Here is a 14,138-nt window from a genome sequence, read left to right on the forward strand (position 1 = left end):
CTGTTTGAGCTTTCCGTATAGACGGGGGGGCGCAAAAGGGGAAGAGCATGTTGAAAAACCTCATGGAAGGACGACCAGTTTGGGCGCTGGGATGTATGTCAGGTACGTCGCTTGATGGGGTGGACGGAGCATTGCTTTGCACGGATGGTCAGGCCATCGAAGCGTTTGGGGCATCCGAGTTCTTACCTTATTCAAGCGAAGAGCAGGCGCTCCTTAGACGTGGGCTAGGTCTTTGGCAGGACGATGAGGGCGTATCTCAAATAGCAGAGCAAATTGAGACGTCTCATGCAGTGTTGCTGTCAATGTTTTCTGGGCAAGGTGTTGATATTATAGGGTTTCATGGGCAAACTCTTGCTCATGATCCCCATGGTCGTGGCACACATCAAGCCGGAGACGGGCAGGTTTTGGCTGAAATTTCGGGCAGGCCGGTGGTCTGGGATTTTCGCTCGGCAGATGTGGAATTGGGGGGCGAGGGCGCCCCTCTTGCACCGTTTTATCACCACGCCTGTGCGCGTCATATCGAGGCAGTAAATCCTGTGGTCTTTTTGAACCTGGGAGGCGTTGGAAATGTGACTTGGGTGGATCCGGCGATTGGAGATCCAAGTTCGGAAGGTGCGTGTCTGGCGTTTGACACCGGACCCGCGAATGCGCCCGTTAACGATTTGATGCAGGCGCGGTTGGGGCGCAGCTATGATGACAACGGTGATCTGGCTGGATCCGGACAGGTGGACCTGAAGGTCGTAGAAGAATTTCTGGAACACCCGTATTTCCTGCGAATTCCGCCGAAATCCCTGGATCGAGATGCTTTTGATGATCTCTCGGCAGCTGTCACCAATCTATCAGACGCAGATGCCGCAGCCACTTTGGTGGCGTGCAGCGCGGCGGCTGTTGCAAGAGGGATGGAGCATTTCCCCAGTCAACCGGATCGAATCCTCGTCACAGGGGGAGGCCGACACAACGCCGCGATGATGCTCGAGCTGCAATCGCGCTGTGGTGTCGAAGTGCTGCCTGTTGAAGCAGTTGGGCTGGATGGTGACATGCTTGAAGCGCAGGCGTTTGCCTATCTTGCGGTGCGCGTGGCACGGGGCCTGCCGACCTCATGCCCCGGAACCACAGGTGTGGCGGCGGCTGTTGGGGGTGGGGTGGTGTCCGTACCAACCTCGAAATACAAAACGGGCCGCGATGGGCCCGTTTTGTAAAATGAGTGATTCCGCTCAGGTCCTGGCGACGGTGACCTTATCGCCGTAAAACGCCAAATGGCCTTTCAGGGCATCCAGTTCCTCGACAGGTGAACCATAGCTCCAACCTGCATCTTCGATCACCGTGGATTTGGTGTTGATCGAATAGTGCTTTGCTTCACCCCGGTAAGGGCAGGTGGTGACGGTTTCGCTTTCATCCAGAAACGCCATCGCAATGTCACCCTGAGGGAAATAGATCACCGGAGAGTTTTTTCCTTCCAGAACCTCAAGAGCTTGCAGGCTTTCACCCAGCACAGCACCTCCGGCGCGGACAGTCCATTTTCCTTCAGCTTTGCGAATTTTGATATTTTCGGTCATGACGTCCCAACTCCCGGCCCGGCGGGCCCACTCTCGATTTAGCGTGACAATACCAGATTATATGATCATGTCGCGTGTCAAATCCGCGCGCATGCGCCTTTCAACCACTGATACGCGACGTCACTGACCACAGGTCCGAGTTTTTCAAGACAAGCTGCGTGATAGTCATTCAGCCAGCCGCGTTCCTCGCCTGACAGCATGTCGGCAATCACCAGCCCGGTATCAATTGGCACAAATGTCAGTGTTTCAAACCCGAGCATCTGCCGGTCTGCGTCCCCCCCATCTGGGCTGCGCGCTTGTTCAACCACCACAAGGTTTTCAATCCGAATGCCAAAAGCACCATCACGGTAATAGCCCGGCTCGTTGGAAAGGATCATCCCGGGTTCCAGCGGCACCTCGGATACATATGAGAACCGTTGTGGGCCTTCATGCACCGACAAGAACGCGCCAACCCCGTGGCCGGTTCCGTGATTGAAATCCTGATGGGCCGCCCAAAGCGGATATCGTGCAATCGGATCCAGATCGCGCCCGCTGCGCCCTTTGGGGAAATAGGTGCGGCTTAGAGCGATCATCCCCTGCAGCACACGAGTGAAACAGCGTTTCTCTTCCTGTCCAACGACACCCACAGCGAGAACACGGGTTATGTCAGTGGTGCCATCGCGGTATTGTCCACCGCTATCAAGCACCACAAGATCCCCTTCAGCCAGTTGTCGGTTGGTATCATGGGTTACGCGATAGTGCATGATGGCCCCATTGGGGCCGGTTCCGGAGATGGTTTCAAACGAGATGTCTTCCAGCTTGCCTGTTGCCCGCCGTTTTGCTTCCAGTGCTTCCACCAGATCAATCTCGGTCAGTGCGGTTTTGTCCGCTCCGTTGAACCAGGCGAGGAACTCGACCACAGCGGCGGCGTCACGCAGGTGGGCGGCGCGTGCGCCGGACAGCTCGGTCGGGTTTTTTCGGGCTTTGGGCAGAACAACCGGGTCATCATTCCATTCGAACGCGACTTTCCCGGATTCCAGATGTTGCGTGACCGCATAAGGCGCGGAGCCTTTGTCCACGCCAACCGAACCTTTCAGCGCTTCAAGAGCGGCGCCAAACGCACGGGTTGGATGGATTGAAACACCGGTCAAAGCCTCAAGCCCTTCGCGACCTTCCTGGGTAAAGAACTGTATCTCCGCATCATCATGCAAGATTGCAAAACCCTGAACAATGGGTGTGTGCTCAACATCGGTACCGCGAATGTTCATGAGCCAGGCAATGCTGTCCGCCAGTGTCAGGACCTGGGCTTTCAATCCACGGGTCAGCAACTCATCGGCGATCTCCGCAGCTTTGTCTTTCCGGCTTTGCCCCGCATATTCAAGGGGCTGAGTGGTGATCGGTTTGGCTGGAGGGGCCGGGCGGTCGGCCCAGATCTGATCCACCAGATTGTCCGTTGGCACCAAGGTAATCCCGGCTGACCCTACATCTTTGCTGATCCGTTCGATTTCCCCGCGGCTGTGCAGCCACGGATCAAATCCGATTTTTTGTCCCTTCGCTGCGGTTTCCAATAGCCATTTCCCCGGTTGAATTTCCGGCCAGTGCACCGGAGAGAAATGATCCAGATCGACCTGACTGTTCACCTGATTGCGATAGCGCCCGTCAATGAACACACCTGCGGCATCGGCAAGGGCGATGCAAAAACCCGCGGATCCGGTGAACCCGGTAAGCCAGGCCAAACGTCGATCACATTCCGCGACATATTCCCCTTGATGCGCGTCTGCCCGGGGGATGATGAACCCGTCGAGCCCCTTCATCTTCATCGCGCGCCGCAACCGCTCAAGCCGAACGGGGCCGCGGGTGGGATCTGCGATGGTGTCAAAGCTCTGGTACATTTTAGAATCTCCGGGCCAAATATGCGCGCATTCTGGCGTCCGCGCCTTGGGAGGGAAAGCGGAATATTTGGTTGACTTCCAACCGGCTTCCGTCCCACCAAAACCCAATAGCCGGGGGCCGATATGTATAGGATGAATAATTCTGACCTTTCTGAACTGACCGATTGGCGACGTGAAATGCATCGGTGGCCTGAACTGTCGGGTGAAGAAGAACAAACCGCGCGCCGTGTGGTCGAAGCGCTTGCTCCGCTTGTTCCTGACCTGATTGAAACAGGTGTTGGGGGGCACGGTGTTCTGGCGCTGTTTGGATCGCAACATGCGTCTCGCCAACGGGTCTTGTTGCGGTGCGAATTGGATGCTCTGCCAATTGAGGATCTGTCCCGCGTGTCTCACCATTCGCAAACCCCGGGCAAAGGGCATCTTTGCGGGCATGACGGGCATATGGCGATCCTCATGGGGATCGCGCGCAATCTGTCGCGGCAGAGACTGGAATGGCTGGATGTTATCCTTCTTTTCCAACCGGCTGAGGAAACAGGGGCAGGGGCGCAAGCGGTGCTGGAGGACGGGCGCCTTCGGGCAATGGAACCGGATATTGCCCTGTCGTTGCACAATGTGCCGGGGCAGCCACTGGGGGAAATCGGTCTTGCATCGGGGCCGGTCAATTGTGCCTCACGTGGAATGAAGGTGACTTTCACCGGCCGCACGGCTCATGCGTCGCAACCCGAAACTGGATATTCTCCGGGTCTCGCCCTTTCAGAAGTGATTGCGCGATTGGCTTCCATGACTAGAGGTGCCCCTGATGCGCCTGACTTCGGCATGGCGACCGTGACACATGTGGATTTGGGGGAGAAAACTTTTGGTATCGCACCCGGATCAGGTGAGGTTTGGGTCACACTGCGTAGCTTGACGGATGAGGGGATGGAAGGGCTTGCTGCGGAAGCAGAGGCTCTTATGACCGATCGCGCCGCTGCCCACCATCTTACCGTTGATTGGAGCTATCACGACGTATTTGCGGGCTGCGTGAACCATCCAGACTTGACGGCTCAGGCAGATACCGCATTGCGGGACGCAGGATTTACTGTGACCAAAGGGATTTTGCCAATGCGCTGGTCCGAGGACTTTGGTCGATATGGCGAGATTGCACAATCCGTGATGTTGTTTCCCGGAAGTGGTGTGGAGACACCCGCGCTGCACAATCCAGATTACGATTTCCCGGACGATCTGATCCGCATTGGTGCAAAAGCTTTTATGGCAATCTTGAACAGATTGAATGAAGGCGAGGGTTAACCCGCCTTCTTGATCCCCATGACTCTGGCGCGCGCGCGCGGATCGCTGTCAAATAGCGCGGCAAGCTGTTCGGTCATCGCACCTGCCAGCTGTTCCGCATCCGTAATGGTCACAGCACGATCATAATAGCGCGTTACGTCATGGCCGATCCCAATGGCAAGGAGTTCCACCTGCGCCCGTTTTTCAACCATCGCAATCACATCGCGCAGGTGTTTTTCCAGGTAATTCGCGGGATTGACCGAAAGGGTTGAATCATCCACTGGCGCCCCGTCAGAGATCACCATAAGGATCTTGCGCGCCTCGGGGCGGGCGGTGATCCTCCGGTGCGCCCATTCCAACGCCTCACCATCGATGTTTTCCTTGAGCAGCCCTTCTTTCATCATCAGGCCCAGATTGTCCCGCGTGCGGCGCATCGGGGCGTCGGCCTGTTTATAGATGATGTGGCGGAGGTCATTCAGGCGCCCCGGCTGTTGCGGACGACCATCAGCGAGCCATTTCTCGCGGGCCTGCCCACCTTTCCACGCTCGAGTGGTGAACCCAAGCACCTCAACTTTCACGCCGCAGCGCTCAAGTGTTTTTGAAAGGACATCTGCACAGATGGCGGCAATCGAAATCGGGCGACCGCGCATCGAACCCGAGTTATCGAGAAGCAAGGTCACGACAGTGTCGCGGAACTCGGTGTCTTTTTCCTGTTTGAAGCTGAGTGGCGTCGTGGGGTTGGCAACAACGCGCGCCAGTCGGCCAGCATCCAGAATGCCCTCTTCCAGATCAAACAGCCACGACCGGTTTTGCTGTGCCTGCAGGCGGCGTTGCAACTTGTTTGCCAGACGACTCACAGCCCCTTTGAGAGGTTCAAGTTGCTGATCGAGATAGGCCCGCAGACGTTCAAGCTCGGCCGGTTCGGCCAGCTCCTCGGCCAGGATCTCTTCATCATGCTCGTTCAGATAGACCTCGTAGTTCGGGTCAGCATCTGAGGCGGGATTGGGGGCAGGCGGTTCCAACGGGGCTTCGCCTTCGGGCATTTCGGCCTCATCGCCCAACTCATCCTCGGCCAGATCGTCGATGGTGACCTGAGCTTCGGTCTGATCCATAGTCTCATCCTGAGACTGTTCGGGCTGGGCGTCCTGCTCGTCCGCGCTATCGTCACCTTGTTCCTGTTGATCATCCTCTGGCTGCTGGTCGTCCTGCTCCGCGTCATCATCAGATTGATCGTCCTGATCCGGATCCTCACCAAGTTGGTCGCCATAGCCGAGATCTTCGATCACCTGACGGGCAAATCGTGCAAAGTTTTGCTGGTCCGACAGGGTGTCCTGAAGATCGTCCAAATGGTCGCCCGCCTGACCTTCGATAAAGTCCCGCCACAGGTTCATCACGTTGTCGGCCGCCGGAGGCAGATCGCGCCCAGTCGCAAGGTGACGCACCAGATATCCAGCGGCGTCAGCCAAGGGCGCGTCTGCGGCGGCTGTGATCTGGTCATATCCGCGTCGTGCGGCATCGGTTTGAATTTTTACGTCAATATTGCCAGCGGTCCCCGGCATGTCCCGCGCACCCATTGCTTCGCAACGGGCGGTTTCCATTGCCTCGTAAAGATCACGCGCCATCTGTCCAGCAGGTGCATAGCGCAGATGCATGGCCGGATCGTGATAGCGGTGCTTCATCGCAAAAGCGTCCGCCGTCCCACGCGCCAACAACACCTCGTCACGCGTCATCCGTCGCGTCACCTGCGGCAAGCGCACAGCATCATCGGTGGCTCCCGGAGGGTCCACGGAATAGGTGACAGACAGTTCGGCATCATCAGCCAGCGTCTTGGTCGCTTCGGCCAGCGCCTTCTTGAACGGATCTGCGGGGTTGTCAGTTGGCTTGTTCATGAAGGCAAATTACGGCTTTGCCGGGATTTTGGAAAGCGGTTTCCGACAATTCTCAAGTGAAATTTGACGCCAGTTTCGTGGCAAAGATCAGCCCAGAGAAGCCGTGGTCGGCACCCCCAACCGGTCGCACCAATTGATCCGACGCTCGCCATGATAAGGCACGGCAAGCCCCGCTTCGATCATAATCTCGGCCACATCGCGCCCGTCGATATAGAGATGCGTGAGCAAACGACGGTATTTATCTGGGCGTCCCGTCACAGGGCGCACGTCCTTCGCCTCGCGGATCAGCTTGCGCAAATGGTTGGTGGCGACGGTTCCCAACGCCTTTTCATCAGCACAGCGCGATCGGAAGGTCTCTGGCGTGTCAAACCCCATGAGGCGTAGGTTCTGTTCCTGCCCGTGGCAGATTGCCTTGACCGTGTCACCATCCACCACGCGAATGATGTCGCAGGATGTGGGCGAAGCAGACGCCGCCGTCACCTTATTCGGTTCGTCCAGACATGCCGCAAGCGACAGCATTGCCAATGCGATGAGATAACGCATAACACCTTCACCCAAATTTAACCCAGGTTAAGATTATCCCGGATGAGGGTGGTTGCCAATGTCTGGATGTGAAAAAGCCCTGAGAAAACAGGGCTTTCATGGTTAAAGTGAGTTAGCCGAGGCTCATGCTCGCCGCCGATTCAGGCAGCTCTTCGTCAAAGCAGCGCTGATAGAACTCGGCTACGGTCTGACGTTCCAGTTCGTCACATTTGTTCAGGAATGACAGTCGGAAGGCGTATCCCACGTCGCGGAAGATCCGAGCGTTTTCGGCCCAGTTGATTACCGTACGCGGTGACATGACAGTAGACAGGTCCCCATTCATGAAGGCGGTCCGGGTAAGGTCCGCAACTGTCACCATATGTCCGACGGTCTTGCGACCGGTTTCAGTGTTCAGCATCGGGTTTTTCGCCAGCACGATATTGGTTTCCGCGTCGTGCGACAGGTAGTTCAATGTGGCCACAAGCGACCAGCGGTCCATCTGGGCCTGGTTGATCTGCTGCACCCCGTGATAAAGCCCGGTCGTGTCCCCAAGACCAACGGTGTTGGCGGTGGCAAACAGACGGAAATTCGGGTTCGGTGTGATCACTTCATTCTGGTCCAGAAGCGTCAGCTTGCCGTCATGCTCCAGAACACGCTGGATCACGAACATCACGTCAGCACGACCCGCGTCGTATTCATCAAACACAATGGCGGTCGAATTGCGCAGCGCCCAGGGCAGGATGCCTTCTTGGAATTCTGTCACCTGCATCCCGTCTTTCAGCTTGATCGCGTCCTTTCCGATCAGGTCGATCCGAGAGATGTGGCTGTCGAGGTTGACGCGCACACAGGGCCAGTTCAGGCGCGCGGCGACCTGTTCGATATGGGTCGATTTGCCGGTGCCGTGATAGCCCTGAACCATCACACGACGGTTGAAGGCAAAGCCTGCGAGAATGGCCAGCGTGGTGTCCGGGTCAAACTTATAGGTCGTGTCCACCTCCGGCACGCGCTCGGTGCGTTCGGCAAATCCCTTCACCGTCATATCGGTGTCGATGCCAAAGACCTCGCGGACCGAGATATCTTCAGTGGGTTTTGCATTCACGTCCATTTGCGCATTCCTTCCTGAACAGACCAAACCCCGGCAGATTGGGCCGATCCCGTCTTTAATCCCGCCGTGGTGCCCGATTATTTGATCTCGTGCAAGGGGAGCATGACGGTTTTTTCTTGCCCTGGTAAGGCCAGATCCAGATCAATGGTTGGTCCACCGGTCTGTTGACGCTTCCAAGGTTAAGAATTTCGTAATTTGCGCCTAGGTATCTAAGGAAAACGCCCCTTGGACAGAACCAAGAGGCGTTTCGGAATTTGTCCAAACGCATTACTTGAAACTGCGGCTGTCCTTGATTTGATCCCAGGCCCAGACCACTTCCTGAAGCTGATCTTCCTGGCTGCGATCCCCGCCGTTCATGTCCGGGTGCAGCACCTTGATGAGTTTCTTGTAGGCCTTGCGCACTTCAGCCTTGGTCCAGTGGTCCTTGGCTTCAAGGATCTCGATGGCGCGACGTTCGGTCGGGGGTAGGCGGCGGGTTGTGCCTGTGACGGATTTGCCCGGGTTCTGCGTGGCATTTTCGCCCAGAACCTGATGCGCATCATCAACGCCAAGCCGGGCCCAAGCCCGCTGTTCGTCGGTCTGCTTACCAAACGGCTTGGTCTCGCGTTCCCAAACGCGGTCCTTATCCGCCTGTGCGTCGATTTCCTCTTCGGTTGCCCCGTCGAAGAAATTCCATTTCAGGTTATATTCACGCACATGGTCTTTGCAGAACCACTTGAACTCGTCCAGATGATCGGGCGAGCGGGGTGCACGGTATTTGCCCGATTCCTTGCAGGTCGGGTGTTCGCATTCGCGCGTAGAGGTTTCGAACGCACCAGACATCCCCCGCTTACCGCGCGGGTTCTTTTTCTTGGCGGTTGAAACCGAAATATCGAAATCAAAAGGATCGTTGTTTGCCATATCTTCACTCTTCCCGACTCGGACCCGAGAGTTTAGTGCTTTTTGCAGATGTTTGAAGAGGAAACCGACCGAAAATGACACGCAGAGACGATATTTTTTCCAGATTGGAAGCCACATTTGCCCCACAACATCTTGAGGTCATTGATGAAAGCGAGAAACATCGCGGTCATGCCGGTTATCAGGAGGGTGGTGAAAGTCATTTCAGAGTGGTCATCCATGCGCAAAAGCTTGCCGAAATGTCCCGAATTGCACGTCACCGTGCCGTTCATCAGGCCATCGGAGAGAATCTGTTGAAGAAGATTCACGCTTTGGCGCTGGATATCCGCGCCTGATCAAGCCTGTTTTGATCCGTCTTCGTCGCCCACGTGCGGCGCTTCCTTAACGCCTTCCGGTACTTCATTCGCGTCATTTGCCGATGGGAGGGCCGGAGCCGTGCTGTCCGGTTCATCCGCACCGACCTTCACCGGTTGCATGTCCTCAACCTCATCCCATTCCCGTTCGCGACGAAACACCAAAAGGTTCCGGAATGTGGTGGTCTTGCCGGTTAGCCCTTTGCGCTCTTCTGAGGGCAGGGTTTCGGCACGTTGATAATCCCAGCCATCTGCAGCCATTTGGTTCAGGATTTCCGACATCGCATAGGCAAAGCGATCCTCGGCGGATTTCACCCCTTTGGCCTTCTGGCCCTTGGTGGGGGCGGGGATGACGCGGTATTCGTACATGGAACCTGTCTCGCTATGTTTCGGTTCAGAGGAAGTAACATCTTGGTCGCCTGCTGACCAGTCAGCAAAAATACGCTGGGCAATGAGACGCCTCAATTTTTCCGGGTAGCGCATCAGCGCAGGTTGGGCACAGGTGGGGCTTCGGTAAGGGCGGTTGCCGCCACCAGCTTTAGCTCGTTGGCTTCGGCACGGGTCAGCTGTTCGCCCTGCTTGCGCTTCAACAGCACCTCGCGTGCTTTCGCATATTGATCATCCTGCCAGAAGATCAGGCACCCGTTACACCCTTTGCCACAGCAACCGTCAGTCCCGACGCGGTTGGTCTTGAAACGTGTTTCCCGCCCATCTTCCGAAATCGCCTCGGATAATGCATCGCGGCGCTTTTCATAGGCTTTTGTGTTCTCTTTGCCGGTCATCTCAAGCCCCTGGGTGAGCTTGTCAAACCGGATCCGCTTCCACTGCTCATCGGTCAGCGCCTTTTCCTTGCGCATCACGGTATAGGCCGGGAAACGGGCCTTTAGCTCGTCCAGGTTCTCGTGATCAAACAGCGCGAAGGGCACACGAATGATGGTTTTGGTGCTGCCATGGATTACTTCTTTGCGTTCTCCGGTGTCCGCCACCTCAAAATCATACATGCGCAGAAGAACGGTTTCGCGCGCGATCGGTGAAATAAATTCGAGCACCTCACCGGCCTCGAGCTTGTTCTTCACCTCAATCAGAAACGCATCCTCGGTCACGTCACGCACAACACCCGCATATTCCCACTGCGCAAGTGCGGCGGTGTGTTCATAGTCATGGGCGTAGTTGGTCAGGCGGCCATTGTGGAAGGCCAGCGTATAGCCACGGTTTCCGACGGCTTCCAATTCACGCATATAGGGTTTCGGATCCCAGTTCTCCGGATCGGCATAATAGTCATCAATCGCCATGCGATAGGCGCGCGCGACGATGGCGCAGTAATATTCCGACTTGCCGCGCCCCTCAACCTTGAGGCTATCGACACCGATTTTCAGGTATTCATCCAGCTTCGGCATGATGCAGAGGTCGCGTGAGTTAAGGATATAGGATCCACGCCCATCTTCCTCGATCGGCATGAATTCCCCGGGGCGGCAGCCCTCTTCCAGAAGGAACTCAAACATGTCGATATTATCGTCATTGATGTCGAGCTCTTGCACCGTGCCGTCTTTCAGGCGCATTCGCACGCCGTAATTCCAGCGACAGGAATTGGCGCAATTCCCTTGGTTTGCCCCACGCTCGGCCATGAAGTTCGACAGAAGGCAGCGCCCCGAATAGGTCATGCACATGGCGCCATGCACAAAGGCTTCCAGTTTCACATCAGGGCATTCTTCGCGGATTTCTACAAGCTCCGGGTAAGAAACTTCGCGGGCCAGAACCACCAGTTCCGCGCCTTGTTCTTCCCAGAATTTCACCGACAGCCACGAACAGACATTGGCCTGGGTCGAGATATGCAGGGGAAGTTCCGGTGCACGGGTGCGCACATATTGGAATACGCCGGGATCTGCGATGATCAACCCATCCGGTTTCACCTTGCGCACTGTGTCGATATATTCATCGAGCTTCGGAATATCGCTGTTATGACTGAACAGGTTGAGCGTCAGATAAGCGCGACGACCATGGGCGTGGCAGAACTCTACCCCCTCAATCACCTCTTCCAATGAGAACTGCGATTTGGTGCGCAGGGACATGTCCGGCGTGCCCAGATAGACAGCATCGGCACCGTAAAGCACCGCCATTTTTAGCTTTCGCAGGTTGCCCGCAGGCATCAGAAGTTCAGAGCGTCGCACCGGGAGGCGGGCAGGGGGTTGTTCATTCATGGCTTCACCGTTTTGTTCGCGCATTCGGCGTGCTTGATTAAATAGCAAAGGCCCCGCACGGGAAAGTGGGCGGGGCCTTTATCCAGTTTTTTGGTCAGAAATCAGAGGCCAAGCTTGGCCGTCACAATCTCATTCACCGCTTTCGGGTTGGCCTTGCCGCCGGTGGATTTCATCACCTGACCAACAAAGAAACCAACCAGTTTCGGGTTTTGTTTCGCCTTCTCGACCTGCGCCGGGTTGGCTGCAATCACCTCATCCACGGCGGCTTCGATGGCGCCAGTGTCGGTGACCTGTTTCATGCCACGGGCTTCGACGATCTCAGCAGGGTCGCCGCCTTCGGTGTAGACGATTTCAAACAGATCTTTGGCGATCTTGCCTGAAATATCGCCTTTGGTGATCAGCGCAATGATGCCTCCCAGTTGCTCAGGCGTGACTGGGCTTTCCTTGATCGAGTGATCTTCTTTCTTGAGGCGCCCAAACAGCTCGTTGATCACCCAGTTGGCAGCAAGTTTGCCATCACGACCCTCGGCAACCTTTTCGAAGAAGCTGGCGTTTTCCGCCTCAGCAGTCAGCACTCCCGCGTCATATTCCGACAAACCAAAGTCCGTGACAAAACGTGCTTTCTTTTCATCGGGCAGTTCCGGCAGGGTTTTGGCGATGTCATCTACCCAGTCTTGTTCGATCTCGAGCGGCAGCAGGTCGGGGCAGGGGAAATAGCGGTAGTCGTGTGCTTCCTCTTTCGAGCGCATCGAACGGGTTTCGTTCTTGTCCGGATCGTAAAGGCGAGTTTCCTGAACCACTTCACCACCGTCTTCCACAATGGCGATTTGGCGACGGGCTTCATAATCAATGGCGGCCTGGATGAAGCGCATCGAGTTCATGTTCTTGATCTCACAGCGTGTGCCGAGATGTGAGAAATCCTGCGTTTCCATGTATTTCTCATATTGGCCAGGACGGCAAACCGACACGTTTACGTCGGCACGCAGGTTGCCATTTTGCATGTTGCCGTCACAAGTGCCGAGATAGCGCAGGATCTGGCGCATCTTGGTCACATAGGCGGCGGCCTCTTCGGGCCCGCGAATGTCCGGGCGTGAGACGATTTCCATCAACGCCACACCAGTGCGGTTAAGGTCGACGAATGACATGTTCGGGTCCATGTCGTGCACAGATTTACCCGCGTCTTGTTCCAGATGGATACGCTCGATGCGCACCTTGCGGGCGACGCCCGGGGCCATGTCGACGATCACTTCACCTTCGCCCACAATGGGGTGGTAAAGCTGCGAAATCTGATAGCCCTGCGGCAGATCCGGATAGAAATAGTTCTTGCGATCAAATGCCGAGAAAAGATTGATGTCGGCCTTCAGTCCAAGCCCTGTGCGCACCGCCTGTTCAACACAGTATTCGTTGATCACTGGCAACATGCCCGGCATGGCGGCATCCACAAAGGACACGTTTGAATTGGGTTCAGCGCCGAACTTGGTGGATGCCCCGGAAAACAGCTTGGCGTTGGAACTGACCTGAGCGTGGATTTCCATCCCGATAACCAGTTCCCAATCTTCCTTTGCGCCCGCGATAACCTTGGGTTTCGGGGTTTCATAGGCGAGATGATCCAACATGTGTGCTTTCCCGTGTATTCGTTTCTCCCGCGTTCTAGGGCAGGGGGCGCAAAGGGGCAAGAGCCATGCTGCATATGATCTTCGGAGGATCCCCAAAACGAAAATACCGACTTAGCGCCAGCCACGCACATGTAACAATTTTGGCGAGGCGCTGCCTATTCAGCCAATTCCATGTATTTTGCTTGTTTGACACCTTCCAAGCCCATAGTTACCAACAATCTCGTTTCGTCGTGTTCTTTGGGGGAGGTTGTGCAATGAATACTAAATCGTTGCTGATCTGTGGTGTTGTTTTTCTATCTGGCTGCGTCGCGCAAGAACAGGAAGTTGTGACAACACGTTCTGCGCCTGAGCTGACGATGCGCTGGGATCATTTGAGCGAAGGTCCCTCCTGGACCACCGCAACCATGTCGGCACTGGACAGTCACGGGACTGTTTTGGCTGATCTCGTGCCCGCAGACATCGAGGAATGGTGTCCAGATTACCCCAATCAATCCAGAACCGGTCGCAATGCGTTTTGGACAGGTATGCTGTCGGCTCTGGCGAAACATGAAAGCACCTGGCGCCCTGATGCGGTTGGAGGGGGTGGAAAATGGTATGGGTTGGTACAGATCCTTCCGGGCACCGCCCGTGGATACGGCTGTGAAGCCCGGTCAGGAGGGGCACTGAAGAACGGGGTCGCCAATTTGAACTGTGCCGTCCGGATCATCGCGCAGACAGTTCCTCGTGACGGTGTGGTGTCTCGCGGGATGCGCGGAATAGCGGCGGATTGGGGACCGTTTCATTCTGCACGCAAACGCGAAGACATGCGCGCCTGGGTGCAGGCGCAGCCTTACTGCCGCGCGCCATCCTGATTTTGCTTAGGAGG

The 14,138-nt window shown here is 56.2% G+C and carries 13 protein-coding genes; 4 read left to right on the top strand and 9 right to left on the bottom strand.

The window, feature by feature from the left end:
- Positions 1-62: 62 nt before the first annotated feature.
- Positions 63-1,199, top strand: coding sequence for an anhydro-N-acetylmuramic acid kinase (locus O2N63_RS10070; RefSeq protein ID WP_271054127.1), 1,137 nt, complete (start codon positions 63-65; stop codon positions 1,197-1,199).
- Positions 1,200-1,214: 15 nt separating this feature from the next.
- Here the strand turns inward: O2N63_RS10070 and O2N63_RS10075 are convergent, their stop codons facing one another.
- On the bottom strand, positions 1,215-1,556 hold the full coding sequence (locus tag O2N63_RS10075; RefSeq protein ID WP_271054128.1) for a DUF427 domain-containing protein: 342 nt from the start codon (positions 1,554-1,556) through the stop codon (positions 1,215-1,217).
- 77 nt (positions 1,557-1,633) lie between these two features.
- Positions 1,634-3,427, bottom strand: a complete 1,794-nt coding sequence (locus O2N63_RS10080; protein ID WP_271054129.1) for an aminopeptidase P family protein — start codon at positions 3,425-3,427, stop codon at positions 1,634-1,636.
- Between the two features lie 123 nt (positions 3,428-3,550).
- Between O2N63_RS10080 and O2N63_RS10085 the strand changes: the two genes are divergently transcribed.
- Positions 3,551-4,714 (top strand): amidohydrolase, encoded by a 1,164-nt coding sequence (locus tag O2N63_RS10085; RefSeq protein ID WP_271054130.1) that lies wholly within the window; start codon positions 3,551-3,553, stop codon positions 4,712-4,714.
- Here the strand turns inward: O2N63_RS10085 and cobT are convergent.
- The 4 genes from cobT to O2N63_RS10105 all read right to left on the bottom strand — a co-directional run bounded on the left by cobT (position 4,711) and on the right by O2N63_RS10105 (position 9,109).
- Positions 4,711-6,582, bottom strand: coding sequence for a cobaltochelatase subunit CobT (gene cobT, locus O2N63_RS10090; protein WP_271054131.1), 1,872 nt, complete (start codon positions 6,580-6,582; stop codon positions 4,711-4,713). The two genes, O2N63_RS10085 and cobT, sit on opposite strands and share 4 nt — an antisense overlap.
- 87 nt (positions 6,583-6,669) lie before the next feature.
- Entirely contained in the window at positions 6,670-7,125 is a 456-nt protein-coding gene (locus O2N63_RS10095) for a thermonuclease family protein (RefSeq protein WP_271054132.1), read from the bottom strand.
- 112 nt (positions 7,126-7,237) lie between these two features.
- A complete protein-coding gene (cobS, locus tag O2N63_RS10100) occupies positions 7,238-8,209 on the bottom strand; it encodes a cobaltochelatase subunit CobS (RefSeq protein ID WP_271054133.1) in 972 nt (323 codons plus the stop codon).
- 267 nt (positions 8,210-8,476) lie between these two features.
- Positions 8,477-9,109 carry a J domain-containing protein gene (locus O2N63_RS10105; RefSeq protein WP_271054134.1) on the bottom strand — a complete coding sequence of 211 codons (633 nt, stop codon included), beginning with the start codon at positions 9,107-9,109 and terminating at the stop codon, positions 8,477-8,479.
- A 74-nt stretch (positions 9,110-9,183) separates the two neighbouring features.
- Between O2N63_RS10105 and O2N63_RS10110 the strand changes: the two genes are divergently transcribed.
- Positions 9,184-9,441 (top strand): BolA family protein, encoded by a 258-nt coding sequence (locus tag O2N63_RS10110; RefSeq protein ID WP_271054135.1) that lies wholly within the window; start codon positions 9,184-9,186, stop codon positions 9,439-9,441.
- Here the strand turns inward: O2N63_RS10110 and O2N63_RS10115 are convergent, their stop codons facing one another.
- The 3 genes from O2N63_RS10115 to gatB all read right to left on the bottom strand — a co-directional run bounded on the left by O2N63_RS10115 (position 9,442) and on the right by gatB (position 13,273).
- Entirely contained in the window at positions 9,442-9,828 is a 387-nt protein-coding gene (locus O2N63_RS10115; RefSeq protein WP_271054136.1) for a DUF4177 domain-containing protein, read from the bottom strand.
- A 113-nt stretch (positions 9,829-9,941) separates the two neighbouring features.
- The gene (locus tag O2N63_RS10120) at positions 9,942-11,657 is read right to left on the bottom strand and encodes a U32 family peptidase (RefSeq protein WP_271054137.1); all 1,716 of its coding nucleotides are present in this window, start codon (positions 11,655-11,657) and stop codon (positions 9,942-9,944) included.
- 101 nt (positions 11,658-11,758) lie between these two features.
- A complete protein-coding gene (gene gatB, locus O2N63_RS10125) occupies positions 11,759-13,273 on the bottom strand; it encodes an Asp-tRNA(Asn)/Glu-tRNA(Gln) amidotransferase subunit GatB (protein WP_271054138.1) in 1,515 nt (504 codons plus the stop codon).
- A 254-nt stretch (positions 13,274-13,527) separates the two neighbouring features.
- On the opposite strand from gatB, the gene O2N63_RS10130 reads away from it, so the two are divergent.
- Entirely contained in the window at positions 13,528-14,124 is a 597-nt protein-coding gene (locus O2N63_RS10130) for a lytic transglycosylase domain-containing protein (RefSeq protein ID WP_271054139.1), read from the top strand.
- The last annotated feature ends 14 nt before the right edge of the window (positions 14,125-14,138 follow it).

The sequence above is a fragment of the Aliiroseovarius salicola genome, assembly GCF_027891095.1.
GTDB classification, from domain to species: domain Bacteria; phylum Pseudomonadota; class Alphaproteobacteria; order Rhodobacterales; family Rhodobacteraceae; genus Aliiroseovarius; species Aliiroseovarius salicola.